Raw genomic sequence first — 26,790 nt, 5'->3', positions numbered from 1 at the left:
CGCGGACGGGGGGGGTGTGCGGAAGGCCCCCGCCGTCGGCGGGGGCCTTCGCGCGTCCGCGGTCAGGGGGCGGGGGTCACAGCCCCAGGGGCCGCGGCAGCGGCTGCCCGTACCAGCGCTCGACCAGCCGGGCCGCGATGGAGATCCCCGACGGGGGCAGCACCTCGCCCGACTCGATGGCCTCCCGCAGGTCCTCCCGGGAGAACCAGCGGGCCTCCTCGATCTCCTCGCCGTCGACGGCTATCTCGGAGGAGACGGCGCGGGCGGTGAACCCGAGCATGAGGCTGTACGGGAACGGCCACGGCTGGCTGGCGACGTACTCGACCCCGCCGACCCGGACGCCCGCCTCCTCCCAGACCTCCCGGACCACCGACTGCTCTATCGACTCGCCGGGCTCCACGAACCCGGCCAGCGTCGAGAAGCGGCCCTCCGGCCAGTGCACCTGCCGGCCGAGCAGGGCCCGGTCCTGCCCGTCGGTGACCAGCATGATCACCGCCGGGTCGGTGCGGGGGTAGTGCTCGGCGCCGCAGCCGGGGCAGCGGCGGATGTGCCCGGCGGCCGCCACGACGGTGCGCTCGCCGCAGCGGGAGCAGAAGCGGTGCATCCGCTGCCAGTTCTCCAGGGCGACGGCGTGGACCATCAGCCCGGCGTCGCGCGGCGACAGCAGCATCCCGGCCTCGCGCAGGCCGGCCGGGCGGGCCGACTGGTCCATGCGGCCGGGCAGGGCGTCCTTCTGGAGCGCGAAGTACCGTACGCCGTCCTCGTCGGTGCCCAGGAAGTAGCGGTGCGTCTCGGTGAGCGGCGCCTCGAAGGCCGGGGTCATGACGATGCCGGTGCCCCCGTCGGGGGTGTCGTCGATCAGGACCTGGCCGCCGGAGACCACGAAGACGCGCGTCGTCGGGTGGCTCCAGGCGGCGGCGAGCCAGGCCTCGTCGAGGCGGTGGTGCGCCGCGCGGTCGATGCCGCCGGGCTCGGCGAGCGTGATCGGGTGCTCGGTGTGGGTGCTCACAGGTGCTTCCAATTCCCCCGGGGCGTGGTCGGGCAGGCTCGGTGACGCGTGACTCGTGCTCTTGGGTGCGCCGCGCGGGGCGGGCGGGCGCGCCGGTCTAGGCGGTGGGCCTCCAGTGGGCGGCGAGGTCGGTCCACAGGTGGGCGGCGGTCTCGGCGCCCTTGAGGAGCAGGCCGAGTTCGACCTTCTCGTTGGGTGCGTGCCAGCCGTCCGACGGCACGGAGATGCCGAGGAACAGCACGGGCGCGCCGAGGACGTCCCGGAGGTCGGCGGCGGGCCCGGAGCCGCCCTCGCGGGTGAAGCGGACCTTCTCGCCGAAGGCGCGCTCCATGGCGCGGACGACGGACCGCAGCGCCGGGTGGTCGAGCGGGGTCAGACAGGGCCGGGTCGGGGCGCCGAAGACGATGGAGTGGCGGATGCCGTCGGGGACGCGGGCCGCGACCCAGTCCCGCACGGCCGCCTCGATCTCGTACGGGTCCTGCCCGGACACCAGGCGGAACGACAGCTTCAGGTGGGCGGAGGCGGGGACGATGGTCTTGCCGCCGGGGCCCTGGTAGCCGCCGCCGATGCCGTTGACCTCGGCGGTGGGGCGGGCCCAGACGCGCTCCAGCGTCGAGTAGCCCTTCTCGCCGGCCGCGGCGTGCGACTTGGCGGTGCGCAGCCACTCGTCCTCGTCGAACGGCAGCTCGGCGATCAGCTGCCGCTCCTCGTCCGTCAGCTCGGCGACACCGTCGTAGAAGCCGGGGATGGCGACCCTCTCGTCGGCGTCGTGCAGCGCGGCGACGAGGCGGGCGGCGACGGTGGCCGGATTGGGCACGGCCCCGCCGAAGGCCCCGGAGTGGATGTCCTGGTCGGGGCCGTGGAGGTCGATCTCGCAGTCGGCGACGCCGCGCATTCCGGTGCAGACGGTCGGGGTGGTCTCGGACCACATGCCGGTGTCGGAGACGATGACGGCGTCCGCGGCGAGCCGGTCGGCCTCCCTCTCGACGAGGGCGCGGAAGTGCGCGGAGCCGGACTCCTCCTCGCCCTCGACCAGCAGCTTCAGGTGGACGGCGGGGGCGGCGGCCCCGGTCGCGGCGAGGTGCGCGCGGACGCCGAGCGTGTGGAAGAACACCTGCCCCTTGTCGTCGGCGGCGCCCCGGGCGTACATCCGGCCGTCCTTGACGACGGGCTCGAACGGCTCGGTGTGCCAGCCGTCGGCGAGCGCGGCGGGCTGCACGTCGTGGTGGCCGTACACCAGCACGGTGGGCGCCCCCGGGTCGTCGCTGGGCCATTCGGCGAACACGGCGGGGGCCCCGGGGGTCTCCCACACCTCGGCGACGGGGAAGCCGGTCTTGGCCAGGTGGGCGGCGAGCCACTCGGCGCTGCGCCGTACGTCGTCCGCGTGCTCCGGCTGGGCGGAGACCGACGGGATGCGCAGCCACTCGGCGAGGTCCTCCAGGAAGGCCTCGCGGTGGGTGTCGATGTACGTGCGGACGACGTTGTCCGCCGGGGTTTCGCTCATGTCCACGAGCCTATCCGCCCGTCCGGCGGCCGCTGTCCGCGCCCGTTTTGCCTTGGAGGATCCGCTCAAGGCGGGCCCGGCCGGGGAGGTTGCGGGGCCGGATGAGGCGTCCGCTGCGGACGTGCAGGAAGGCGGCGGACACCCGGCGCAGCGGGGTGCCGGTGGTTTCGGCCCAGGCGAGGCGGTATACGGCGAGCTGGAGGGGGTCCGCGTCGGTGGAGCGGCCGGTCTTCCAGTCGACGATCTCGTACGCGTACGGGGAGCCGGCGGGCGCGCGGTACACGGCGTCGATCCGGCCGCGGACGACCCGCCCGGCGAGGGTGACCTGGACGGGCACCTCCAGGCGGTGCGGGACGCGCTCGGCGTACGGGCTCCGCTCGAAGGCCTCCTTGAGGGCGGCGAGGTCGGCCTCGTCGGCGACTTCCTGGTCGGAGCCGGGGAGGTCGGCCGCCGGGTCGAGGACGTCGAGGAACGGCAGCGGGAGCTCGGTGAAGCGGGACTCCACCCAGGCGTGGAAGCGGGTGCCCTGGCGGGCGGCGGGCTGCGGCGGCCGCGGCATGGGGCGGGCCAGGTCGCGGGCGAAGCCCTGCTCGTCGGCGGCGAGGCGGAGCAGCTGGCTCGCGGAGAGCGAGGCGGGCAGCTCGACGTCGCGGACGGCGGCCCGCGAACGGCGCAGCTCGCCCTCCAGGGCGTCGAGGTCGCGGTCCCACGAGGCGACGGCCCGCGCCTCCTCGGGGCTGAGCCCGGCCCCCGCGTCCACGGAGCCGCCGCGGCGGGCAGCCGGCACGGCGGGCGCGGACACGCCGAAGCCCCGCCGGTCCGCGGCTGCCGGGCGCCCGCCCCACGGGTCGTCGGCGGGCTCGGCGTGCTCGACCGTGCCGCCGACTGCGCCGGGCAGGACGGCAGCCGCCGGGGCGGCCCGCTCCTCGGGCCACAGGTCGTCCGCCGGCGCGGCCGGATGCACGACGGCCGCCGCCGACCCAGCCGGGACGGCGGACGGCGCCGCAGGCGCGGGCGGGCCGGAGTCGTGCTCCGGCCGCAGGTCGTCGGGCGGAGCCGCCCACTCCCCGTCCCACAGGTCGTCGGCCGGGGCGGCGGCCTCTGCCGGACCGGAGGCCGCACCGGACGCAGCGGCCCACTCCTCGGGCCACAGGTCGTCCCCCGGCGCGGCCGGATGCACGACGGCCGCCGCCGACCCAGCCGGGACGGCGGACGGCGCCGCAGGCGCGGGCGGGCCGGAGTCGTGCTCCGGGTGCCGGCCGTCGGCCGGTGCGGCCCAGTCCTCGGGCCACAGCGCGTCGGCCGGCTCGTCCGCCGGTTCGGGGGCGGGGGTCCGGGCGGCGGCCGACAGGTGGGATTCCACCAGGGCCGCGGCCCTGCGCCGCATCTCCAGCGACTGCCGGTCCAGCGGCAGCGGCCAGGCGTGCTCGGCCTCCTGGGCCGCCGTCAGCGACGGGTTCTCCTCCTCCGGTTCCGGTTCGGGGGCCCAGGCCTCGATCTCGCCGTGCCCCGCCGCGCAGTGCGCGTACAGCGCCTCCAGGAACGGCGACGGCCCGCGCGGCTTCTTCTGCGACGGCCCCCACCAGTGCCCCGACGCGAGCAGCAGGGAGCGCGGCCGGGTGAAGGTGACGTAGCCGAGGCGGAGTTCCTCGACCGCCTTGTGCTCCTTCAGCGCCGCCTTGAACGACTTCAGGCCCGCGGAGGTCCACTCCGGGTCGCCCGGCAGGGTGGCCGCGTCACCGCGCAGCGCGTACGGCAGGACCTTCGCGTACGAGGTCCACGCCTCCGGCGGCTTCTGCTTCGGGAAGGAGCCCGCGCACAGGTCGGGCACGACGACGACGTCCCACTCCAGCCCCTTGGACTTGTGGGCGGTGAGCACCTTGACGGTGTTCTCCCCGCCGGGCAGGGCGTGGTCGAGGCCCTTCTCGTACTGGACGGCGGTCCGCAGGAACCCGAGGAAGGCCAGCAGGGAGGCCTCGCCGTCGAGGGAGGCGAAGCCGGCCGCGACGTCGAGGAACGAGGACAGGGTCTCGCGGCGGCGCGCGGCCAGGGCGTGCGGGGAGGCCGACAGCTCCACGTCCAGGCCGGTCGCGGCCAGCACCCGGTGCAGGACGTCCATCAGCGGGTCGGCTAGGGAGCGCCGCAGGTCGCGCAGCTCCTGCGCCAGGTGGGCGAAGCGGACGCGGGCGTCCGCGGAGAACGGCAGGCCGTCGTCCCCGGCGGGGCCGCCGGAGCCGCCGTGGCCGCCGTGGCCCTCGAGGAAGGTGTCGAGGGCGTCGGCCAGCGAGACGACCTCTGCCGGGTCCACGCCCTCCACGGCGGCGGCGAGCCGCCCGTCCGGGTCCGCCTCGCCGCGCGCCCGGCCGACCAGCAGGCGGGCGCGCCGGCCCAGCAGCGCCAGGTCGCGGGCGCCGATGCGCCAGCGCGGGCCGATCAGCAGCCGGACGAGGGAGGCGTTGGCGCCGGGGTCCTGGAGCACCTCGCACACGGCGATGAGGTCGGCGACCTCCGGCAGGTGCAGCAGCCCGGACAGGCCGACGACCTCGACGGGCACCTCGCGGGCCGCGAGCGCGGCCTGGATCTGCGCGAAGTCCCCGGACGACCGGCACAGCACGGCGATGTCCCGCGGCTCGGTGCCGGTGCGGACCAGGTGGGCGACGGAGTCGCCGAGCCAGTCGAGCTCCTCGGCGTGCGTGGTGTGCAGTGCGCAGCGCACGGAGCCGGCCTGCTCCTCCCCCGGTGCGGGGCGCAGCGCCTCGACGCCCTCGTGCATGGCGCGGAGCGGGGTGGCGAGCCCGTTGGCGAGGTCGAGGAGGCGGCCGCCGCTGCGCCGGTTCTCGCTGAGGGAGAAGCGGGTGGCGGGGGTGCCGTCGGCGTGCGGGAAGTGCTCGGGGAAGTCGTCGAGGTTGGCCACGGAGGCGCCGCGCCAGCCGTAGATGGCCTGGCAGGGGTCGCCGACGGCGGTGACGGCGTGCCCGGTGCCGCCGCCGAACAGGCCGGAGAGCAGCAGCCGCTGCGCGACGGAGGTGTCCTGGTACTCGTCGAGGAGGACGACGCGGAACTCGTCGCGCAGCAGCGCCCCGACCTCGGGCCGGGTGGTGGCCAGCTCCGCGCACAGGGCTATCTGGTCGCTGAAGTCGAGGAGGTCGCGGGAGCGTTTGGCGGCCCGGTAGCGCTCGGTCAGCTCCAGCAGTTCGAGGCGGCCGCGGACGGCTTCGGGGACCTTGCGGAGGTCCTCGTTGGTCAGGCGGGTCCCGGCCAGTTCGTCGAGCAGCGCGGTGTCGTACGCGCGCAGCCGCTCGGGGGTGACGAGGTGCTCGGAGAGTTCGCCGTCGAGGGCGAGCAGGTCGCTGACCAGGTCGGGCAGGGATTTGGTGAGCGCCGGGTAGGGGCCGGGCGCCTCGCGCAGGACGCGGGCGGCGAGCTGGAAGCGGGTGGCGTCGGCGAGGAGCCGGGCGCTGGGTTCCAGGCCGATGCGCAGGCCGTGGTCCTTCAGGAGGCGGCCGGCGAAGGCGTGGTAGGTGGAGATGCGGGGTTCGCCGGCGGCGGCGTCCGCGGCGGCGGGGTCGACGGCCGGTGCCGGGTCGGGGTCGGTGACGCCGGCGCGGGCGAGGGCGGTCCGGACCCGTTCGGCGAGTTCGCCGGCGGCCTTGTTGGTGAAGGTGAGGCCGAGGACCTCGCCCGGCGCGACCGTGCCGGTGCCGACCAGCCAGACCACGCGGGCGGCCATGACGGTCGTCTTGCCGGAGCCCGCGCCGGCCACGATGACCTGCGGGGCGGGCGGGGCGGTGATGCAGTCGAGCTGTTCGGGGGTGAACGGGATGCCGAGGAGCTCCTTGAGCTGCTCGGGGTCGGTGAGGGGGGACGGGCGCGCGGACACCCGGAAAGGCTAGCCGTCCGGGCCGACACCGCCCGCGACGCGGCTCACACCGCCGGGTGCGGGCGGGCGGGTGCCGGGCGCCGCGGACCGGCCCCCGGCGGGCCCGCCGGGCGGTGCCGTACGGCGGGTGGCGGCGGGTGCGCCCGGTGGACGGCGCCCACCGCACGCACCCCGCGGCGGCCTCGGGCTGTGCGGCAGCTCACTCCACGGTCTGGCGGCCCTCGGGGCGCGCGCTGCACGAGCTGCGGAAGGAGCAGTGGTCGCAGTGCCGGCCGGGGGCGGGCGCGAAGCGCTCGTCCAGGACCCGCCCGGCGGCCGTCGCCAGCAGGTCCCCGACCCACTCGCCGGACGGCCCGGGCGGCAGCGCCTCCTGCGCCTGCACCTTGGGAGCGGTGTCGCCGCCGTCGCGTGCGGCGGCGCCCTGGCGCAGGTGGACGAGTTCGGCGCCGCCGGGCTCGGGGCGCAGCCCGTCGAAGACCTCGTCGACGGCGCCCTCGCGGACGGCGAGCTGGTAGACGGCGAGCTGGGGGTGGCGGGCCACCTCGTCCTTCGTCGGCGCGGCCTTGCCGGTCTTGAAGTCGACGACGTACGCCCGCCCCTGCGGGTCCGCCTCGACGCGGTCCATGGAGCCCCGGATCCGGACGGCGTACTCGCCCGCTTCGAGCGTGACGTCGAAGTCGTGCTCGGTGGCGACGGCCGCCCGGCCCCCGCGGTCGGTGGTGTGCCAGCGCAGGAAGCGCTCCAGCGCGGCGCGGGCGCTGTCCTTCTCCTGGCGGGACTTCCAGGGGGCGTCGAAGGCGAGGGCGTCCCAGACGGAGTCGAGGCGCTCCATGAGGACGGCCAGGTCGGCGGGGGTGCGGCCGGAGGCGACCTCGTCCGCAAGGACGTGGACGACGTTGCCGAATCCCTGGGCGGCGGTGGCGGGGGTGTCGGCCTTGACCTCGCGGCCGAGGAACCACTGCAGGGAGCACGTGTTGGCGAGCTGGTCCAGGGCGCTGCCGGAGAGGGCGACGGGCCGGCTGCGGTCGCGCAGCGGCACCCGGCTGCGGGTGGGCTCGTACAGGCCCCACCAGCGCTGCGGGTGCGCGGCGGGCACGAGCGGCCGGCCGTCCTCGTCGGTGAGCGCGGCGAGGCGGGCCAGGCGGCGGGCGGCGGCGTCGCGCAGCGCGGGCGAGGCGGCGGGGTCGACGGTCGTGGCGCGGAGTTCGGCGACGAGCGCGGGGACGGCGAGGGGGCGGCGGGGCCGGCCCGCGACGTCCTTGGGGGGCACGCCGAGTTCGGTGAGGAACCGGGAGGGCTGGTCGCCGTCCTCGGCGGCGGCCTTGACGGCGGTGACGACGAGCCGGTCGCGGGCGCGGGTGGCGGCGACGTAGAAGAGGCGGCGCTCCTCGGCGAGGAGCGAGCCGGCGCCGAGGGGCTCGGCGAGGCCGTCGCGGCCGATCCGGTCGGCTTCGAGGAGGGAGCCGCGGCGGCGGAGGTCCGGCCAGAGGCCCTCCTGGACGCCGGCGACGACGACGAGGCCCCATTCGAGGCCCTTGGAGCGGTGCGCGGTCATCAGCCGGACCGCCTCGCGGCGGGTGGCGCGGCGGGTGAGGGTGTCGGCGGCGATGTCCTCGGCTTCGAGCTGTTCGAGGAAGTTGAGGGCGCCGCGGCCGCCGGTGCGCTCCTCGGCGCGGGCGGCGGTGTCGAAGAGCGCGCAGACCGCGTCGAGGTCGCGGTCGGCGTTGCGGCCGGCCGGGCCGCCGCGTCGGGCGCTGCGCTCCAGGCGCTGCGGCCAGGGCGTGCCGTCCCACAGGGTCCACAGGGCCTCCTCGGCGGTGCCACCGCCCTGGAGCAGCTCGCGCGTCTTGCGCAGGAGCAGGCCGAGGCGCTGGGCGCCGCGCGCGTACGCGGGGTCGTGCGCGACGAGGCGCTCCGGCTCGGCGAGCGCGCGGGCGAGCAGCACGTCGGAGGGCGCGGGCACGGCGGTGCCGGCCGCGCGCTCCTCGTCGCGCAGGGCCCGCCCGAGGCGCCGCAGGTCGGCGGCGTCCATCCCGCCGAGCGGTGAGGCGAGCAGCGACAGGGCCGCGTCGACCCCGATCCACCCCTCCCCCGCATCCCCCGCGGAAACCGCCCCGCCGACGTCCTGCCCGGCAGCGGCGTCCACGGCCGCATCGGCGCCGTCGGCAGCGAGCCGCACGGCGTCGGCGCCCTCGGCGGCACCCGGCGCGGCAGCGGCATCCTCGGCGGCGGCACCTTGCGCGCCGGCGGCGTCCTCGGCAGAACCGGGAGCGGCGGCACCCGCCGGGATGGCGGCATCCCCCCGAGCGGCGGCACCCGCGGCACCGTGCCCGGCCGCGCCGCTCCCTGCACCGGCGGAGCCGTCCCCGGCGGCGGGGACGGACGCGGCGTCCGGGCCGGCGGCGTGATCGGCCGGGCCGAACCCGTGTGCGGCGGCGGGACCACCCGCGGCGGAGTCCCCGGCGGCGGCTGCGCCGCCAACGGCGGCGGAGCCGCCCCGGACGGCCGGGCCGGGCCTGTCGCCGCGAGGGGACGTATCGCCCGCCGTGCCCGGCACGCCGACGGCAGAGGCGGTCGCGGCGCCCGGCCCGCCGGCGGGGTCCGCCGGGGCGGCGGACGCGGGTCCGTCGGCCGGTCCCGCCGTCCGGGCTCCGCCGGCCTCGGCATCGCCCGGGACGGCGGTGGGGACCGCAGCACCGGGTTCGTCCGCCGGCATGCCGGCGTCGGCGTCGGCGTCCGCCGGGATGGCGGGGGCTCCGGCCGGCGGCGGGGTCGCCAGGGCCACCGTGCGGAGGGCCGTCAGGAGGGGGGCGACCGCCGGTTCGTGGCGCAGGGGGATGTCCGTGCCGTCCGTTTCCGCGGGGACGCCCGCCGCGATCAGGGCCCGCCGCATCGCCGGCAGCGTGCGCCCTCCGGCGCGCACCAGGACGGCCATGTCCTGCCAGGGCACGCCGTCCTCCAGGTGGGCGCGGCGCAGGATGTCCGCGATGTTGTCCACCTCGGCGCCGGCCGTCGGGTACGTGTACACCTCGACGCGGCCGCCCTCCCGCACCGGCGTGAGCCCCCGGTGGGCGCGGACGGCCTCCGCGGGCAGCCGCGGCACCGGCATGCGGGTGGTCAGCAGCCGGGTCGCGGCGAGCACGGCGGAGGCGGAGCGGCGGCCGACCGTCAGGGCCCGTACGGCAGCGCCGGGGAACGCGCCCTCGAAGTCGAGGATGTTGTTGATGTCGGCGCCGCGGAAGGCGTAGATCGACTGGTCGGGGTCGCCGAAGGCGACCAGCGTGCCGCCCGGGCCGGCCAGCGCCCGCAGCAGCCGCAGCTGCGAGGCGTCGGTGTCCTGGAACTCGTCCACGTAGATCACGTCGTAGGCGGCGGCCAGGCCGGGCGTCCGCTCGGCGAGCAGCACGGCGCGGTGCAGCAGCTCGGCGTAGTCGAGGGTGCCCTGCATGTCGAGGACGTCGAGGTACTCGGCGAGGAAGGCGGCGGCCGCCTTCCAGTCGGGCCGGCCGATCCGGGAGGCGAACGCGTCGAGGGCCGCCGGGCCGAGGCCGAGCTCGCGGGCGCGGGCGAGGACGGCGCGGACCTCGTCGGCGAAGCCGCGGGTGGTCAGGGCGGCCCGCAGGTCGTCGGGCCAGCGGATGGAGCGGATCTCGCGCTGCCCCTCCAGCAGGGTGCGGACCATGACGTCCTGCTCGGGCCCGGACAGCAGGCGCAGCGGGTCGGCGAACAGGTCGCTGTCCTGGTGGGCGCGGACCAGCCCGTAGCAGAAGGAGTGGAAGGTGGTGGCCTGCGGGGCGCGGGCGCCGCCGAGCCGGAGGGCGGCGCGGTCGCGCAGTTCCACAGCGGCCTTGCGGCCGAAGGTGAGGATCAGGATCCGGGCGGGGTCGGTGCCGGCCTCGACGCGGGCGGCGGCGGCCTCGACGAGGGTGGTGGTCTTGCCGGTGCCGGGCCCGGCGAGGACGAGCAGCGGTCCGCGGGTGTGGTCAACCACCGCCTGCTGCGCTGCGTCCAGCACAGGGGGCTCCGCCCGCCCCGGCCCGCTGCGCACGAGACGGTACGCGTCGGGGGTCCGCGTACGCAGCCGCTCGGGGCGGTCGGAGGAAGAGGTGATCACGTGAGGTGCCGGTCCTGGTGTTCGTGCTGCGGGGCGTACGGGTCGTGCGGCGTCCGCGGTCGCCGCACGGGCACCCGCCGGGGGGCCGGCCGCGACCGCCGAAGAGGCAACGCTACGGCAAGCGGCGCGCCCCGTGCAGTTCCCCGAGGTCCGGCCCCGGGTCCGGCCGGCGGGGCGGCAGCGGGCCGTGCGGCGGGGCTCCGCCGGGGCGCGGTGCGGGCGGGTGGGCGGGGGTCCGGGCGGGCGGTCTCCGGTCCCCCGGACGGTCCCCGGCCCCGGTTCTCGACCGGCGCGCGGGGCCTCCTGTGGCGGAAGCTGTCAGATGTGACCCTCGTCGCCCGCCGTGCCGTGCCCGCCGCCGTCCCAGCGTGCCCGCGGCATGTCCAGCCGGGCCTCGCCGCCGGCGGTGAGGCGCAGCGGGGTGGACTCGGTCCGGTAGTGCTCCAGGGCGCGGGGTTCGCTGCCGGGCAGGGGCCGGCCGTCGGCGCGCACCACGCGCCACCAGGGGACGGCGCCGCCGTACAGGGCCATGACGCGGCCGACTTGGCGGGGGCCGCCCTCCCCGAGCCATTCGGCGACGTCCCCGTAGGTCATCACCCGGCCGGGCGGAATCCGCTCGGCCGCGTCCAGCACGCGCTCCGCGTACGCAGGCAGCTCCTCGCTCATTCCGCCCATGGTGCCGGACGTGGCGGGCCCCTGCGCGGAGCGTTTCCTTCCGCACCGGCGCGCACCCTGCCGCCCCCCGGGACCGCCGGTCCGTGCCACCATCTTCCGGGCGGTGAGTGGTGATACGTGATCAAGAAGAGACGGCTGTGACGACGAAGGAGCAGGGTGTGAGCCCTCCGGACGGCGCGACCGAGGACGACGGCGCGCGCCCCGAGCCGCACCCCGGCGCGCCCCGCGACGGGGCCCCCGGCGCGCCCGCCGACGGCCCGGCCGCCGCCCCCTCCCCCGCGGACGCCGCTCGCACCCCGGACGCTGTCCGCCCCGCCGACGCGCCCCCCGCCGCAGACGCCTCCGCAGCGGTCCCCGCCGACGCGGTGGAGGTCGACGAGCCGCTGCTCGCCGCCCGCGTGCACCGCCCCTCCGACCTCGTCCGCTTCCTCGTCGGACTCCTCGGCATCGCCGTCGTCCTCGGCATCGCCGCCTTCGCGCACGGCACCACCGCCGGCCTGGAGGACGACATCAGCCAGGGCACCCAGGCCGCCCCCGACCTCCTGATCAAGGTCGCGGGACTGGTGTCCAGCATCGCCGTCCTCCTCGTCCCCGTCGCCTTCGCGATCGAGCGGCTGATCAAACGCGACGGGCTGCGCATCGCCGACGGCGTCCTCGCCGCCGTCCTCGCCCACGGCGTCACCCTCGCCACCGACCTGTGGGTCTCCCAGGCCGCCCCGGAGACCATCCGGGACGCGCTGACCCGCGCCGCGGGCGCCGGCGGCGCGCCCACCGACCCCGTGCACGGCTACCTCGCACCCGTGATCGCGTACATGACCGCCGTCGGGATGACGCGCCGGCCGCGCTGGCGGGTCGCCCTGTGGGTGGTGCTGCTGCTCGACGCGTTCGCGATGCTGGTCAGCGGCTACACCACCCCCTTCTCGATCATCCTGACGGTGCTGATCGGCTGGAGCGTCGCCTACGGCACCCTGTACGCCGTCGGCTCCCCGAACGTGCGCCCCACCGGGCAGAACCTGCTCGCCGGCCTGCGCCGGGTCGGCTTCCAGCCGGTCAGCGCGACGCGCGCCGAGGCCGCGGAGGGCGCCGACGCCTCCGAGGCCAGCGACCGCGGGCGCCGCTACCACGTCACCCTGGAGGACGGGCCGCCGCTCGACGTCACCGTCGTCGACCGGGAGCAGCAGGCGCACGGGTTCTTCTACCGGGTGTGGCGCCGCATGACCCTCCGCGGGATCACGACGCGCCGCTCCCTGCAGTCGCTGCGCCAGGCGCTGGAGCAGGAGGCGCTCCTCGCGTACGCCGCGATCGCGGCCGGGGCGAACGCGCACAAGCTGATCGCGACCTCCGAGCTCGGCCCGGACGCCGTGATGCTGGTGTACGAGCACCTGGAGGGCCGGCCGCTGGACGCCGTCCCGGACGAGGAGATCACCGACGGGCTGGCCCGCCACGCGTGGGAGCAGGTACGCGCCCTGCAGTCGCGCCGGATCGCGCACCGCCGGCTGACGGGCGACGCCCTGCTGGTGGATCGTTCCGGCAGGGTCATCCTCACCGACCTGCGCGGCGGCGAGATCGCGGCCGGCGACCTGGTGCTGCGGATGGACATCGCGCAGCTGCTGACCACGCTCGGCCTGCGGGTCGGCGCGGAGCGCGCGGTGGCGTCGGCGGTGTCGGTGCTCGGCCCGGACGCGGTCGCGGACTGCCTGCCGCTGCTCCAGCCGATCGCGCTGAGCCGGTCGACGCGGGCCACGCTGCGCCGGCTCGCCCGGGAGCGGGCGGACCGGCAGCGGGAGGCGGTGCTGGAGTCGTCCCGCGCGGCGAAGGCGGCCCGCGAGGCCGCGGGGGCGAAGGCGGGCGCCAAGGCCGGCTCCGCCACGTCGGCGGCCGAGCGGAAGGCGGAGAAGCGGGCGCTGGACGACGCGCTGGAGGGGGCCCGCGAGGAGGACCTGCTGAGCCAGATCCGCAAGCAGGTGCTGCTGATCCGGCCGCAGGCGCCGGTGGAGCCGGCCCGGCTGGAGCGGATCCGGCCGCGCACCCTGGTCTCGTTCATCGCGGGCGCGTTCGGCGCGTACTTCCTGCTGACGCAGCTGGCCCACGTGGACTTCGCGACGATCGTCGCCGGGGCCGAGTGGGGCTGGGTGGGGGCGGCGCTGGCGTTCTCGGCGCTGACGTACTTCGCCGCGGCGATGAGCCTGCTCGGGTTCGTGCCGGAGCGGGTGCCGTTCCTGCGGACGGTGGTGGCCCAGGTGGCCGGCTCCTTCGTCAAGCTGGTCGCCCCGGCGGCCGTCGGCGGCGTCGCGCTGAACACGCGGTTCCTCCAGCGGGCGGGGGTCCGGCCGGGGCTGGCGGTGGCCAGTGTGGGCGCCTCGCAGCTGTTCGGGCTGGCGGCGCACATCCTGCTGCTGCTGTCGTTCGGCTACCTGACGGGCACCGAGAAGACCCCCGAGATGACGCCGTCCCGGACGGTCATCGCCGGCCTGCTGACGGTGGCCGTGCTGGTCCTCGTCGTCACGGCGGTGCCGTTCCTGCGGAAGTTCGTCGTGACGCGGGTGCGGGCCCTGTTCGCGGGTGTCGTGCCGCGCATGCTGGACGTGCTCCAGCGACCGCAGAAGCTGATGACGGGCATCGGCGGGATGCTGCTGCTGACCGGCTGCTTCGTGATGTGCCTGGACGCGTCGATCCGCGCCTTCGGCGGCGGCGAGACGCTGAGCTACGCGAGCATCGCCGTGGTGTTCCTCGCAGGCAACGCCCTCGGCTCGGCCGCACCGACCCCGGGCGGCATCGGCGCCGTCGAGACGACGCTGACGCTGGGCCTGATCGCGGCGGGCCTGGACAAGGAGGTCGCGATCTCGGCGGTCCTGCTGTTCCGCCTGATGACGTTCTGGCTGCCGGTCCTCCCGGGCTGGGTCTCGTTCAACTACCTCACCCGCAAGGAAGCGATCTAGCCGCTGCCGGACCACTGCTGAGCAAGCGCTCCCGCTACCGGCTGCGATGCAGGCAGCGGGGCGCTCTCACCGTCGCCTCACCCCGTGAAGGGGGTGCGATCCTCAGGAGAGGGTGGCGTTGTCGGGGGCGGTTGCGCTTCCGGTGCCCGACGCAGGGCCACGTGCACGGTGCCGGGCTGCTGCCCCGCCGCCTCGCCGTAGGGGAGGGTGAACTGCACGCGTTTTCCGAGTTCGCCGTTCGAGACGACGCACAGGTCCTCGGAGAGAGCTCTGATCAGGCTCAGCCCGCGGCCCCGCTCCTCACGCCACGACTGCGGCGGGCCGGGCGGGGGAAGCCGTCCGGGCCGGTCGTCGTCCACGGACACGGTGACGGCGGTCGAGCCGAGGGCCACCTCGACCGTGATCCGGTCGATCCTGGTGTGCAGACAGGCGTTCGTCACCGCCTCGGACGCGCAGAGACGCGCCTGCTCGGCGATCTCGCGGTGCCCGAACGCTGTCAGCAGCATGGCGAGCCAGTCTCGGACGATCTTCGGCGTGGTGTCGGCACGGGGCGCCGTCATGGTGAAGCCAACGCCCTGGTCGGGCGGACGTGCTGGAGGTAAGGCACTCGTCGTCATGGTCTGTGTCTCCCAACTACGGGGCTAGCGCGGGTCAAAGGCAACGACTCGTGTCCCTGGCCATCCCCCGAGGAACCGTCAAACGGCGTACAGATGGCTGCACTTCGAGTCGCCACGGTGGTGCGGCGCCGTTTTGACGTTAGGGCACAACGTTGGGACGGCGCAACAGTGGGACGGCCGTACCAACATCGCGAGTGGACCACCGGGCCGGAAGGGCGGCACACTCTAGGCACACAGGAGGGAGGGGGCCCATGCCACCGAGGGCGTATCCGACGGCGCGGCAGAAGCGGTTGGGGGCAGAGCTTCGCAAGATGAGGGAGCGCGCCGGCCTTTCCGGCGCCGACATCGCCCGCTTTCTCGGCGGTGAACGTGCGGCCGCGAGCCACATCGAATCCGGCCGGTACGGCGTGAGCGCCGAGCGAGTGCGCAGGCTCGCCGCCCACTGCTCAGCCACCGACAAGCACTTGATCAACGCACTCGCCGATATGGCCGAGGAACGCAGTAAGGGCTGGTGGGATGAATATCGGGGGCGCCTGTCGCCCGGATTCCTTGATCTGGCCGAACTGGAACATCACGCCCGCTACATGCGAGCGATCGACATGTTGCACATCCCGGGCCTGTTCCAGACCGAGGCATACGCGAAAGAGTTGATCCTCAGCAGCGTTTCCGAGCCCTCGGAAGAGGTCGGAATAAGGGTCGAGCACAGAATGCGGCGGCGCGAGATCTTCGACCGCCCGCAGCCTCCCCAGTTTCAAGCACTGATCCACGAGGCCGCGCTGCGGATGCGGTACTGCCGGCCTGAGACAATGCGCGAGCAGCTCGAATTCTTGGTTGAGGCGTCCTCGTGGCCCAGTGTCACCATCAGGGTTGTACCGTTCAGCGCCCAGATTACAGGCTCCGTGCATTCCATGCTCTACGCAGGTGCGACAATCCCCCAGTTGGACACGGTGCAGATCGACAGTGCATTCGACGGTGGATTTCTGGATGCAGAGCCACACCTGATCAAGTATCGGGCACTGCTCGATTCGGTCGAGGAAATTTCACTCGACGCCCACGAGTCACGAAAATTTATCCTCCGAGTCGCACAGGAAATGTGAGAGAGATGATCAACCCTACCGCTTGGCAGAAATCCTCATTCTCGGGAGCGGACAACAACCAGAACTGCGTACACGTACGCCGCGCCGAACCGGGCACGATCGAACTCGTCGAGAGCGAGACGCCCGAGGCGGTCATCGCTACGAGCCGCGCGAACTTCGCCGCCTTCGTGCGAGGCGTCAAGGCGGGCGAGTTTGACCACTTGATCGAGGACCCCTCGCAGGACTGAACAACCGCCCACGAGCAACGCACCCCGAGCGCCCCCGTCCAACCGGCCGGGGGCGCTTGGCATATGCCGGTCCAACGTAGGGACGTCACAGCGTTGCGACTGTCGTCCCAATGCCGGTACGGTCGCAGTGTTGCGACTCACACACAGTGCGTAACGCCGCCTCCCGTGCAGCCTTCTGGGAGGTTCCGCAGGCTGCCCTCAGCCGGAGCAAGTCACCGCCGGCAAAGGGAGCCCGTCACCATTCCTGGAGGGCCAGGGAATGCGCGCAGCAGGTTTGGCTACCGATCACGAGTCGAGGGCGGGCGCACGGCTCACGTCGACCGAGCGGTTCGTCAGACGAGGATTCGTGCTCACGGTCGTGCGGTACACCTCCCAGAACTCAAACCGCGCCGTGCCTGTCGAGGCACCGCGCATCCTCCCCACGGCCGCAAGCGCCGTACGGGCCATGCGCGTTCACATCCGAACGGCTCACGCGTTCGGCATGACTCCGCGGGAGATCGCGAGAGCCGTCGAGTGGGCGGACTCCGGATGGCACTACGCCCTCGGGCTGCTCAACTCGGGCCATCACGCCGGCTTCAGCGTGGTATTCGGGAGCGGAGCGGTCGCCGAGTGGTCGGTGCGCCCACTGCGGTACCTCGAACTGCGCACCTCCGGCCCGTGCCGCCGCCCCCACGAACACCGCTGCCCTCCAACGGAATTGAGCTCATGAGCACCACGATCATCACGGAACACCCCGCATGGCTGACGACCGGCACGGGCGAGCGTGCCCGCCTCGTCGAGCACCAGGGAGCCGTGTGGCTCGCCCTCTGGAACCCCGAGGCCGCGCACTTGGCCCTGCAGCCGCTTACGGGTGACGCCGCGGGCGAGCAGCCGCCCGTCGCATACACCTCGCCGATCGAGCTGCCCGCCGCACCCGACGGCGCCGAGCCGCTGTTCGACGAGCTCGTGTCCCTCGGCACCGTCGCTCGCCTCAACAACCCCTCGTTGTGGGACGCGATCGTGACCGCGCTGCTGCGGCAGGTCGTGACCGCGGGCCAGGCCCGGAAGCGGCACCACAGCCTCTACGCCGCATACGGACGCAGCTTCACCACGGCCGCCGGCGAACTCTCCCTCGCCCCGACCCCCGAGACCCTGCTGCAACTCTCCGACGAGGGTTACGCCGCCGTCGGGTGCAAGTTCAACACCGGCGCCCTGCGCGCCGCCGCAGCGGCCTACCTCGACTGCGGCGAGAAGTGGTCAACCCTCGACGCCGAAAGCCTGATCAAAGAGCTTGTCGAGGTACCCCGTATCGGTCCGTGGACCGCAGCAGCAGCCGCGGCCGACTACACGGGCGACTTCTCGGTCTACCCGCACGGCGACCTCGCCGTGCGCACCTGGGCCGGCAAGGCGGCCCCCTCACTCACGTTCCCGAATTCCGACCGCGCGTTCGAGGCCCTTTGGCGCCGCTGGGCGCCGTCCCGGTCCCCACTGCACGCCCTGACCCTGTTCACTCTCACGTGGGGGAGCCATGACCTGAACGGCCACGGAGGACAACCGCACCCGCCCCTGATCTGATCGCCGGCGCCGACCCCGGACGCATCCCGCCGCAGGGCGGCGCGCCGTCCCGCCGGGGGCTGCGGCACCCGAACGGGCGTGTGCGGGGGCGGGGGGCGCGGGGGCGGCGGAGGATGGGGGCATGTCGAGACACGTCCTCCGGATGGCCGCCGTCGGAGCCGTCGCCCTGGCCGTGGCCGGGGCCGCCGGCTGCTCCGGCGGGGGAGGCGGCGCCCCGTCCCGCACCGGCGGGACCGCGTCGGCGCCGCCGCCGCTGAAGTGGGGCGCCTGTGCCGCCCCGACCGCCGCCCAGGGCGGCGGGCCCGCTCCGCCGAAGGACTGGCAGTGCGCCACGCTGCAGGTGCCGCTCGACTACGCCGACCCCGGCGGGGAGACGATCCCGATCGCACTGATCCGGGCCCCCGCGCGGGACAAGGAGCGGCGCCTGGGCTCGCTCGTGTTCAACTTCGGCGGCCCCGGGGGCTCCGGCATCAGCACGCTGCCGGGCGCGGCCGAGGAGTACCAGGCGCTGCGCTCGCGCTACGACCTGGTGAGCTTCGACCCGCGCGGCGTCGGAGCGAGCGCGCCGGTGCTGTGCCAGACGGACAAGCAGCTGGACGCGTACTACGCCGGGGACAACACGCCGGACACCCCGGCGGAGGAGAAGGAGTTCGCGGACGGGATCCGCCGCTACCAGCAGGCCTGCGAGGCACGTTCCGGGAAGGTGCTGCCGTACGTGGGCACCGAGAACGCCGCCCGGGACCTGGACCGGATCCGCCAGGCGCTGGGCGACAAGAAGCTGAACTACTTCGGCATCTCCTACGGCACCGAGCTCGGCGGGGTCTACGCCCACCTGTTCCCGGACAAGGTCGGCCGGGCCGTCTTCGACGCGGTCGTCGATCCGACGAAGACGTCGGAGCAGAGCGCGCTCGGCCAGGCGAAGGGCTTCCAGCTCGCGCTGGAGAACTTCGCGCAGGACTGCGTGGACCGCGGCGACGCGTGCCGCCTCCAGGGCGCCACCGCGCAGGAGGTCGAGGACACGGTGCTCCGGCTGCAGAAGAGCCTGGCGCAGAAGCCGATCCCGGGTCTCGGCGGGCGCATGCTGACGGACTCGGCGGCGACGAACGGCATCGCGCAGGCCCTGTACTCGCAGGAGCTGTGGCCGCTGCTGGAGCAGGGCATCGACGAGGCGGAGGGCGGGCAGGGCCAGCTGCTGATGGCGCTGTCCGACGCGCTGAACGGGCGGCAGGAGAACGGCCGCTACAGCAACATCGGGGCCGCGAACACGGCGGTCAACTGCGCGGACTCGAAGCAGCGGTTCACCCTGGAGCAGGCCGAGGAGCGGCTGCCCGAGTTCCGCAAGGCCTCCCCCGTCTTCGGGGACTTCCTCGGCTGGGCCCTGGTGAGCTGCACCGGCTGGCCGGTCGAGGGCGCGTGGGAGACGCCGGACGTGTCGGCCCCCGGCTCGGCGCCGATCCTGGTGATCGGCAACACCGGCGACCCGGCGACCCCGTACGAGGGGGCGCGGCGCATGGTGGAGCGCCTCGGCCCGGGGGTCGGGGTGGAGCTGACGTACAAAGGCCAGGGGCACGGCGCGTACAACAGCGGCGACCCGTGCGTGCAGAAGGCGGTCGACGCCTACCTGCTGGACGGGAAGGTGCCCGCCGGCGGCACCGTCTGCACCGCCGCCTGACCGGGCGCCGGACGCCCGGCGGCCCCTGCCCCCGCGCCGTCGCGCACGGGGACAGGGGCCGGTTCGGGCGGACCCCCGGGCGGGCCGCGGCGCGGAGTGCGCCGCCTTCCGCCCGTTCGCTCTCCTAGTAGACGGGCTTTCCGGGCTCGACCTGGTGGACCCAGCCGATGACGCCGCCGCCCACGTGGACCGCGTCCGCGAAGCCGGCGGACTTCAGGACCGCCAGGACTTCCGCACTGCGGACACCCGTCTTGCAGTGCAGGACGATCCGCTTGTCCTGCGGGAGGTCCTGAAGGGCGGTGCCCATCAGGAACTCGCCCTTCGGGATCAGCCGCGCGCCCGGGATGGAGACGATCTCGTACTCGTTCTTCTCGCGGACGTCGATGATCTCGATGTTCTCGCCCTCGTCGATCCACTCCTTGAGCTGCTTCGGAGTGATCGTCGAGCCGGCGGCCGCCTCCTGGGCCTCCTCGGACACGACGCCGCAGAAGGCCTCGTAGTCGATGAGCTCCTTGACGGTCGCGTTCGGGCCGCACACCGCGCAGTCGGGATCCTTGCGGACCTTGACCTGGCGGTACTGCATCTCCAGGGCGTCGTAGATCATCAGGCGGCCGACCAGCGGCTCGCCGACGCCCGCGAGGACCTTGATGGCCTCGGTGACCTGGATGGAGCCGATGGACGCGCAGAGCACGCCGAGGACGCCTCCCTCGGCGCAGCTCGGGACCATGCCCGGCGGCGGGGGCTCCGGGTAGAGGCAGCGGTAGCAGGGGCCGTACTCGGACCAGAAGACGGAGGCCTGGCCGTCGAAGCGGTAGATGGAGCCCCACACGTACGGCTTGCCGAGCAGCACGCAGGCGTCGTTGACGAGGTAGCGCGTGGCGAAGTTGTCGGTGCCGTCGACGATCAGGTCGTACTGGGCGAAGATGTCCATCACGTTGTCGGCTTCGAGCCGCTCTTCGTGGAGGACCACGTTCACGTACGGGTTGATGCCGAGGACGGTGTCGCGGGCGGACTCCGCCTTGGAGCGGCCGATGTCCGACTGGCTGTGGATGATCTGGCGCTGGAGGTTCGACTCGTCGACCTCGTCGAACTCCACGATGCCCAGCGTTCCGACGCCGGCCGCGGCCAGGTACATGAGGGCGGGCGAGCCGAGGCCCCCTGCGCCCACGGCCAGCACCTTCGCGTTCTTCAGGCGCTTCTGGCCGTCCATCCCGACGTCCGGGATGATCAGGTGGCGGGAGTACCGACGGACCTCGTCGACGGTGAGCTCGGCAGCCGGCTCGACCAGGGGTGGCAGCGACACGGGGACTCCGTAGATCGGTATGCGTGAACGGTGGTTCTCTCCGTAACACTGCCACGCCCCTCTTCATTCCGAGACACCTGGTCCGATACGTGAGACGATTTCGTCCCAGTACGCGGGCATCGACGCCCAGGGGTCCCGGCCCGGGGCACCGCGCCGGTCGGTGAACCAGATCGTCCCGGCGCCCTGCCAGCGGGCGATCCGCAGCGCCTCCTCCAGGTGCGTGCGCGGCACGCCGTGGACGAGGTGGCAGAACCGCTCCGGCGGGTGGTCGGCGGTCCACTCCGCCACCTGCGACCAGCGGTAGTCCGCCCAGGCCCCGCAGAAGGTGACCAGCTGGTCGGCGACGTCCGCGTAGCCCTCGTGGGGGTGGGTGCCGTGCCCGAGCACGATCCGCAGGTCCCGGCCGAGGCCGCGCAGGGTGTCGGCGACGCGGCGCACCTCGGCGAGCCCGTACCGGTCGGCCGGGGCCCCGTCCAGGTAGAAGCCGTCGACCCGGTACCAGTCGGCGAAGCGGTGGGCGTCGGAGACCAGCTCGCCGAACGTCCGCTCGCCGTCCCGCATCGCGAGATGCCCGAGGACGGTCCCGCCGGCCTCGCGGAGCCGGCCGACCGCCTCCGTGCAGTGCGGGTCGGGCCGGGAGCCGGGGCCGTCGGTGACGTTCAGCACGGCCCAGTGCAGGGGCGTCCCGGGGCGGGTCAGCTCGGCCCATTCGACGGGAGCGAGCAGCGGGTGCGCGTAGCCGGGGATGCCGAGGCCGAGGCGTCCGGAGCCGGTGGCGGCGGCGGCCGGTGCCTCTGTGGTCAGATGCGGCACGCCGCCTCCATCCAGATGTCCGCGAGGGACTCCTCCAGGTTGATCCGGGGCCGCCAGCCGAGCCGGTCCCGGGCGGTGCGGACGTCGGCCTGCTGCCAGGCGCCGCAGCCGTCGGGGTAGGGGTACGCGGCTGCGGGCGGGGCGGCGGCCAGCTGCTCGGCGGTGGCCTCGGAGCGGGGGGCGCCGATCGCCGCGAGGGAGGGGGCCCGGCCGTGGCCGCCGTGGTGCGGCCCGTGGCCCTGCAGATGCCCGCCGTGTCCGCCCTGCGGGACGTCGATCTCATGGAGGGCGCCCCCGTACCCGGCGACCCGGGCGAGGACCGCGGCGGCCTCGCGGAGCCGGACGGCGCGCCCGGTCCCGATGTTGACGACGCCCTGCGCGGCGGACAGGGAGGCGGCGTGCACGGCGCGCGCCACGTCGCGGACGTCGACGAAGTCCCGCTGGACCCCGAGTCCGCTGAGCTTCAGCTCACCGTCCCCGGACTGCATGGCGCGCCGCATGGCCTCGGCGAGCCGGCCGAGCGGGGAGCCGGCGGGGGTGCCGGGTCCGACGGGCGAGAAGACGCGCAGGACGACCGCGTCGAGGCCGGAGCCGAGCACCAGCTCGGTGGCGGCGAGCTTGCTGACCCCGTACGGCCCGCCGGGTCTGGGGACGGCGTCCTCGGCGGTCGACGATCCGGGCTGGCTGGGCCCGTACTCGGCGGCGCAGCCGAGTTGGACGAGGCGGGCGCCGCAGCCGCTGCGGCGCAGGGACTCGCAGATGGTGGCGACGGCGACGGTGTTGTGCCGGGTCAGCTCGCGGGCGCCGCCGCGGGTGGCGCCCGCGCAGTTGATGACGACGCCCGGGTGGACGGCGTCGAGGAACCGGGTGAGCGCGCCGGGGCTGCCGGTGGCGAGGTCGAAGCGGACGTCTGCGTCGTCGCCTCGGCCGAGCGCGGTCAGCTGGACGGCGGGGTCGGCGAGCAGCCGGTCGGCGACGTAGCGGCCGAGGTATCCGTTGGCTCCGATCAGCAGCACCCTCATCGCGCGGCCCCTCGGTTGGTTGGCTGGCCGGTCATGCGGTGTCTCCTTCTTCTTCGGTCGGGCGGGAGGGGTGGGGCGGGCCTTGGCCGCTTCCGTGTCGGCTCCGGGAGCGGGCGGCCCTCAGGTCCGGGCGTGCGCGGAGGCGCGTGCCAGGACGGTCAGGGCGAGGGCGAGGAGGCCGGCCGCGGCGGCGGTCGCCGCGGGCGCGGCGGGGACCAGGGCGAGGGCGAGCGCTGCGGCGACGGGCGGGCGGGGGGCGCCGTGGCCGAGGAGCAGCCGGGCGAGGAACAGCAGGACGGCGAGCGGCACGGCCTCGGTGAGCGGCGCCCCGGCCATTGCGGCGGCCCCCGCTGCGGCGGCGGTCTGGGCGGCGGTGGCCGCGAGGAGCAGGGGCCGGGCGGAGGCGGCGAAGTCCTCGAGGGCGCGGCTGGCGGCGAGCCGGCTGCGGGCGCGGGCGGCGAACGCCGTGGCGGCGAGGTGGCCGGGTGCGGCGGCGAGGGCGAGGGCGACGCCGAGCGGGGTGCCGTGGCGGTGGACGGCCCAGCCGGCGGCGGCCGCGGCGGCGAGGTGGACCGCGAGGGCGCCGCGGCCGCGGGCGGTCCGCCCGGAGGCGGCGGGCCGGGCGAGCGCGGCGACGGTGGCGGCGACGGCGAGGGCGCCCGCGTACGGCAGCGCGGCGGCGGCCGCGGCGAGGGCGGCGGCGCCGGGCAGCAGCGCCAGCCCGAAGGCGCGCAGGGCGCGGGCGTCGCGGTGGCCGGCCGCGGCGGGCTCGGCGGTCTCGTGGGCGCGGGGGGTGCGGGCGTACAGCTCCTCGGCGAGGGAGAAGACGTCGCGGTGGCGGAAGCGGGCGGCGGTGCGGTCGGTGATCCCGCCGGCCTCCAGCCCGGCCGCGATCTCCAGCGGGTCCACGGCCCGCTCGCACAGCGCCCGGTGCCGGTGCAGCAGGGTCTTGACGGGGTCCCCGGCCGCCCGGCGGCGGGGGGTGGGGGCGACGGGCGCCGCGGCCCCGGCTTCGTCGGGGGTCATACGGTCGCCTCCGTGGTGGGGGCCGGGGCGGGCGCGCCGGCGGGGTCTCCGGCCGCGGCGGCCGCGTCGGGGTCGGGCTCCGGCTCGGGGTCCGGCTCGGGGTCGGCCCAGCCGGGGCTGGTCCAGTGGCCGGGGACGCGGGCCTCGGGGGGCTGCCCGAAGAGGACGCCGGCGCCGGGCCGGGCGGGTCCGCGGGCGAGGAGCCGCAGGTAGGCCTCCCGGAAGGCGGCCACGTTCTGCTCGACGGTGAACAGCTCCAGGGCGCGGGCCCGGGCCGCCGCCCCGAGCCGCTGGGCGCGCTCGGGGTCGCGCAGCAGGGCGAGGCAGGCGTCGGCGAGGGCGCGCGGGTTGCGGGGCGGGACGACGAGGCCGGTGCCGCCGATGACCTCGCACACCGCGCCGACGTCGGTGGAGACGGTGGCCCGGCCGCAGAACATCGCCTCGGCGAGGCCGGCGGGGAAGCCCTCGACGACGGAGGACAGGACGGCGACGCGGCCGCTGCCGTAGGCCTCGGCGGCGGTGGCCGCCTCGGGCCCGCCGATCTCCTCGAAGGAGACGGGGTTCTCCCCGGCGGTGACGGCGTCCGCGGCCTCGTCGGGGAAGAGCTGGGCGGCGAGGGAGCGGCAGTCGGCGAGGTAGCCGGGGACCGCGGCGGCGGTGCCGAAGATCCGCAGCCGGGTGCCGGGTGCGGCCCTGCGGACCTCGGCGAAGGCGTGGAGCAGTCCGAAGAGGTCCTTGCCGGGCTCGATCCGGCCGACCCACACGAGCGTGCCGGGGTCGCCGCAGGCCGGGTCCTCGCCGACGGCGGCGAATCGGTCCGCCTCCATCCCCGGGTACACGGTCTGCATCCGGTCGCGGGTGGCGCCGCACCGCTCCTGCCAGCGGCGCGCGTGCGCGTTGCCGGGGGTGAGGAGGTCGGCGCGGGCGTAGATCTCGCTGGCGAGCCGGACGTGGAAGGCGGCGAGGAGGGCGCGCACGGCGGGCCGGCCGCCCTCGGGGCGGTCCAGGTAGTGCGCGCGCAGCCGCACCCCGTACTCGGTGACCAGCAGCGGCACCCCGAAGAAGCGTTTGGCCAGCAGTCCGGGGAGGGCCGCGACCCCGCCCGCGGCGGCGTGGCAGACGTCGACCTCCCGGAGGTCCTCGTACCAGTCGAGGGACAGCGGCCGCAGCAGCCGCTCCAGGGCGTCGGCGGACTCCAGCAAGTCGGCCACCTGGGCCTCGCGGAGGGAGCGGCGCGCGCCGGGCGCCCGGCAGGCGGACTCCAGCGTCCGCACCGCGGTCTCCGAGCGGAGGGCGGCGTACATGCCGCCCTGCTCGCGGGCGAGTTCGGCGAGCCCGTACAGTCCGGCGGCGAAGGGCTCGGCGGCGCCCGTGCAGATGCCGTCCACCAGCTCCCCGAACGCGTCGGCGAACCTGCGGCGCTCGCGCCGGGAGTGGGTGCGGCCGTCGTCGGCGGGCGCCCACAGCGGGGCGGTCCAGACGCGGGTGACGTGCTCGGGGAGCACGACCCGGCCGCGCTCCTCCTGTTCGGCGCTGCGGCTCAGGGCGTAGAGCTCGAACTCGTGCTGGGGCAGTCCGCGCACGAGGCGCTCGCACCACAGCCGGCCTTCGCCCGCGGCATACGGATAGCCGCCTTCGGTGAGCAGTCCGATCCGCACGAGTGGCACCCCCGAATCTCCCGTTGTGGCGGCGGCCGCCGGTCCGGCGACCGGCCGCGGGAGAACTCAAGCGGATGCGCCGGTGGCGCGGCGGACGGTTGTCCGTCGCGCCACCGGAAGGGGTGAAGAGTCGTAACTTTCCCGTACGGTTCGCGTTCGAGCGCGCTACCCGGAGGGGGCCCGAAGGGGCGGGCAAGCCGCGGAGCGAAGCGCTTTCCGGCTGTCCGGCTGTCCGGCCGCCAGGCCGCCCGTCAGTTTCCGGGGAACACCCACGGGTTGGGCTTGCAGCGGATCCCGTTGATCTCCAGCGACTTGGTCTGCTGCTGCATGATCGGCGCGGGGGCGCCCGGGGTCTGGCAGTTCACGTGCCCGTGGCCGAGCCGGTGGCCGACCTCGTGGTTGATGAGCATCTGCCGGTAGGCCAACATCTGGTCCACCCCGTACGTCGGCGAGCCCTGCGCCCACCGGTACGCGTTGATCATCACGCGCTCGGTGTTGGCGGAGTCGCAGGAGACGTTCTCGATGGTGGTGTCCAGCCCGGATTTCGCGCACCACACGCCGGTGGTGCCGGGGCTGGCGAGGGTGATGACGAAGTCGGCGCTGCCGCCCGGGACCCGCTCGAAGGTCTTGCGGCCTCCGTGCGCCCAGCTGCGGTCGTCGTTCAGGGTGCGGTGGACGGCCTCGGCGAACAGCTGCGCGTCCAGCCCGAGCCCCGTCTCGACGTCGACCCGGTAGCGGACCACCTGCCCCTTGCCGGGGGCTGCGGCGACACCGGGGACCGTCTCGAAGGTCCCCGGCCCCTTGAGCTTCTCGTCGATGGGGAGCTGCTGGGCCATCTTCTGCTCGTACGTGAGCTCCGGCGCGGGCGCCGGGGCCTCGGGCGCCTGCGGGACGGCCCGGCCGTCGGAGCGGGATGCCGCGGACTGGCCGGGCAGGGCCCGGTCGCCGGCCGTGCCCGCGGCGCGCGGGGAGGCGGACTTGCCGTCGGCGTCGGCCGACATGTGGCCGGCGACGACGACGGCGAGGACGGTGGTGACGGCCGCGGCGGCCATGCCGGTGTAGGTGAGGGCCTTGCGGCTGCGTCCCGCGCCGGGCCCGCCGGCCTGCGGCTCCTCGGCGCCGTCCGCGCGGGGGGCGGGCACCCGGCGCTGCGGGCCGGTGGAGGTGCGGTCGTCGGAGGGGTCCGCCGGGGTTCCGGGCCGGCGGGCGGCGGGGCCGGCGCCGGGGAGAACGGTTTCGGCTGCGGGCCGGTGAGTGCGGGCGGGGTCCGCGCCGCCGTCCGGGAGGCCGCGCCAGTCGCCGTAGGCGGTGCCGGGGCCGGGGCCCCAGGCTCCGCCGGGCTCGCGCTGCTCGGGGTGGCCGGCGGGCCGCTCGTACGGTCTGTGCCGCCCCCCGTACGGAGCGTGCCTGCCGCCGGGGGCGTGCTCCTCGTACGCGTACTGCTCGTACTGCTCGTCCTGCTGCTCGTACTGCTGCTCGTACTGCTGCTGGCCGGACTGCCCGTAGGGCCGGTACTGCCCGTACGCGTCCGGCCCGTGGCCTGCCTGCCCGTAGGCCTCGTGTCCGTACGCGTACGGCTCGTGGCCTGCGCCCTGCCCGTACGGGGCCGGCGGCGCGGCGGGGGCGGCCTCGGGGGGCCGGCCTGCCGGAGCGGGGCCCTTGCGGCTGTGTCGTCCCAAG

17 protein-coding genes are annotated in these 26,790 nt (G+C 75.3%); 5 read left to right on the top strand and 12 right to left on the bottom strand.

From position 1 onward, the window contains the following. Positions 1-76 precede the first annotated feature (76 nt). The 5 genes from nudC to ACZ462_RS01795 all read right to left on the bottom strand — a co-directional run bounded on the left by nudC (position 77) and on the right by ACZ462_RS01795 (position 11,182). On the bottom strand, positions 77-1,021 hold the full coding sequence (nudC, locus tag ACZ462_RS01815) for an NAD(+) diphosphatase (RefSeq protein WP_467809148.1): 945 nt from the start codon (positions 1,019-1,021) through the stop codon (positions 77-79). A gap of 85 nt (positions 1,022-1,106) precedes the next feature. Then, entirely contained in the window at positions 1,107-2,513 is a 1,407-nt protein-coding gene (locus tag ACZ462_RS01810; RefSeq protein ID WP_467809147.1) for a dipeptidase, read from the bottom strand. 10 nt (positions 2,514-2,523) lie between these two features. After that, on the bottom strand, positions 2,524-6,393 hold the full coding sequence (locus tag ACZ462_RS01805; RefSeq protein ID WP_467809145.1) for a UvrD-helicase domain-containing protein: 3,870 nt from the start codon (positions 6,391-6,393) through the stop codon (positions 2,524-2,526). Positions 6,394-6,592: 199 nt separating this feature from the next. Next, positions 6,593-10,507, bottom strand: a complete 3,915-nt coding sequence (locus ACZ462_RS01800) for a UvrD-helicase domain-containing protein (RefSeq protein WP_467809144.1) — start codon at positions 10,505-10,507, stop codon at positions 6,593-6,595. 318 nt (positions 10,508-10,825) lie between these two features. Next, positions 10,826-11,182 carry an MGMT family protein gene (locus ACZ462_RS01795; protein WP_467809143.1) on the bottom strand — a complete coding sequence of 119 codons (357 nt, stop codon included), beginning with the start codon at positions 11,180-11,182 and terminating at the stop codon, positions 10,826-10,828. 158 nt (positions 11,183-11,340) lie between these two features. Here ACZ462_RS01795 and ACZ462_RS01790 point away from each other — a divergent pair, with 158 nt between their 5' ends. Next, complete coding sequence (locus ACZ462_RS01790; RefSeq protein ID WP_467809141.1) at positions 11,341-14,121, top strand: lysylphosphatidylglycerol synthase transmembrane domain-containing protein; 2,781 nt, start codon at positions 11,341-11,343, stop codon at positions 14,119-14,121. A 77-nt stretch (positions 14,122-14,198) separates the two neighbouring features. On the opposite strand, the gene ACZ462_RS01785 is transcribed toward ACZ462_RS01790, so the two are convergent. After that, positions 14,199-14,681 (bottom strand): ATP-binding protein, encoded by a 483-nt coding sequence (locus ACZ462_RS01785; RefSeq protein WP_467809140.1) that lies wholly within the window; start codon positions 14,679-14,681, stop codon positions 14,199-14,201. A 308-nt stretch (positions 14,682-14,989) separates the two neighbouring features. On the opposite strand from ACZ462_RS01785, the gene ACZ462_RS01780 reads away from it, so the two are divergent. From ACZ462_RS01780 to ACZ462_RS01765, 4 genes are all read left to right on the top strand, one after another. Continuing rightward, positions 14,990-15,835, top strand: a complete 846-nt coding sequence (locus ACZ462_RS01780) for a helix-turn-helix domain-containing protein (RefSeq protein WP_467809139.1) — start codon at positions 14,990-14,992, stop codon at positions 15,833-15,835. A gap of 5 nt (positions 15,836-15,840) precedes the next feature. Next, positions 15,841-16,062: a DUF397 domain-containing protein gene (locus ACZ462_RS01775; protein ID WP_467809137.1), complete on the top strand. Its 222-nt coding sequence runs from the start codon at positions 15,841-15,843 to the stop codon at positions 16,060-16,062. A 705-nt stretch (positions 16,063-16,767) separates the two neighbouring features. Beyond that, positions 16,768-17,616: a DNA glycosylase family protein gene (locus tag ACZ462_RS01770; RefSeq protein WP_467809136.1), complete on the top strand. Its 849-nt coding sequence runs from the start codon at positions 16,768-16,770 to the stop codon at positions 17,614-17,616. 121 nt (positions 17,617-17,737) lie between these two features. Further along, on the top strand, positions 17,738-19,288 hold the full coding sequence (locus tag ACZ462_RS01765) for an alpha/beta hydrolase (protein WP_467809135.1): 1,551 nt from the start codon (positions 17,738-17,740) through the stop codon (positions 19,286-19,288). Positions 19,289-19,412: 124 nt separating this feature from the next. Here ACZ462_RS01765 and moeZ read toward each other — a convergent pair whose 3' ends face one another. From moeZ to ACZ462_RS01735, 6 genes are all read right to left on the bottom strand, one after another. Further along, complete coding sequence (moeZ, locus tag ACZ462_RS01760) at positions 19,413-20,591, bottom strand: adenylyltransferase/sulfurtransferase MoeZ (RefSeq protein WP_467809134.1); 1,179 nt, start codon at positions 20,589-20,591, stop codon at positions 19,413-19,415. Positions 20,592-20,654: 63 nt separating this feature from the next. Next, positions 20,655-21,404 (bottom strand): spherulation-specific family 4 protein, encoded by a 750-nt coding sequence (locus tag ACZ462_RS01755; protein WP_467809133.1) that lies wholly within the window; start codon positions 21,402-21,404, stop codon positions 20,655-20,657. Beyond that, positions 21,392-22,426, bottom strand: a complete 1,035-nt coding sequence (locus ACZ462_RS01750) for an NAD-dependent epimerase/dehydratase family protein (RefSeq protein WP_467809132.1) — start codon at positions 22,424-22,426, stop codon at positions 21,392-21,394. The genes ACZ462_RS01755 and ACZ462_RS01750 overlap by 13 nt, the downstream gene beginning before the upstream one ends. Before the next feature lie 120 nt (positions 22,427-22,546). Continuing rightward, complete coding sequence (locus tag ACZ462_RS01745) at positions 22,547-23,452, bottom strand: hypothetical protein (protein ID WP_467809131.1); 906 nt, start codon at positions 23,450-23,452, stop codon at positions 22,547-22,549. Beyond that, complete coding sequence (locus tag ACZ462_RS01740; RefSeq protein WP_467809130.1) at positions 23,449-25,110, bottom strand: DUF3492 domain-containing protein; 1,662 nt, start codon at positions 25,108-25,110, stop codon at positions 23,449-23,451. Before ACZ462_RS01740 ends, ACZ462_RS01745 begins: the two co-directional genes overlap by 4 nt. Positions 25,111-25,361: 251 nt before the next feature. Further along, entirely contained in the window at positions 25,362-26,789 is a 1,428-nt protein-coding gene (locus tag ACZ462_RS01735) for a DUF3152 domain-containing protein (protein ID WP_467809129.1), read from the bottom strand. Position 26,790 lies beyond the last annotated feature (1 nt).

This window comes from Streptomyces sp. NPDC031121 (genome assembly GCF_055570615.1).
Note: the sequence above shows the minus strand (reverse complement) of the source record. Positions and strands in the feature narration are given on the sequence as shown.

What these genes read in the sequence shown, in the direction of transcription:
- ACZ462_RS01810 (WP_467809147.1), bottom strand. Translation starts at nt 2,513, where the DNA reads ATGAGCGAAACCCCGGCGGACAACGTCGTCCGCACGTACATCGACACC.
- ACZ462_RS01770 (WP_467809136.1), top strand. Translation starts at nt 16,768, where the DNA reads ATGAGCACCACGATCATCACGGAACACCCCGCATGGCTGACGACCGGC.
- ACZ462_RS01785 (WP_467809140.1), bottom strand. Translation starts at nt 14,681, where the DNA reads ATGACGGCGCCCCGTGCCGACACCACGCCGAAGATCGTCCGAGACTGG.
- ACZ462_RS01750 (WP_467809132.1), bottom strand. Translation starts at nt 22,426, where the DNA reads ATGAGGGTGCTGCTGATCGGAGCCAACGGATACCTCGGCCGCTACGTC.
- ACZ462_RS01745 (WP_467809131.1), bottom strand. Translation starts at nt 23,452, where the DNA reads ATGACCCCCGACGAAGCCGGGGCCGCGGCGCCCGTCGCCCCCACCCCC.
- ACZ462_RS01795 (WP_467809143.1), bottom strand. Translation starts at nt 11,182, where the DNA reads ATGGGCGGAATGAGCGAGGAGCTGCCTGCGTACGCGGAGCGCGTGCTG.
- ACZ462_RS01780 (WP_467809139.1), top strand. Translation starts at nt 14,990, where the DNA reads ATGCCACCGAGGGCGTATCCGACGGCGCGGCAGAAGCGGTTGGGGGCA.
- ACZ462_RS01765 (WP_467809135.1), top strand. Translation starts at nt 17,738, where the DNA reads ATGTCGAGACACGTCCTCCGGATGGCCGCCGTCGGAGCCGTCGCCCTG.
- ACZ462_RS01775 (WP_467809137.1), top strand. Translation starts at nt 15,841, where the DNA reads ATGATCAACCCTACCGCTTGGCAGAAATCCTCATTCTCGGGAGCGGAC.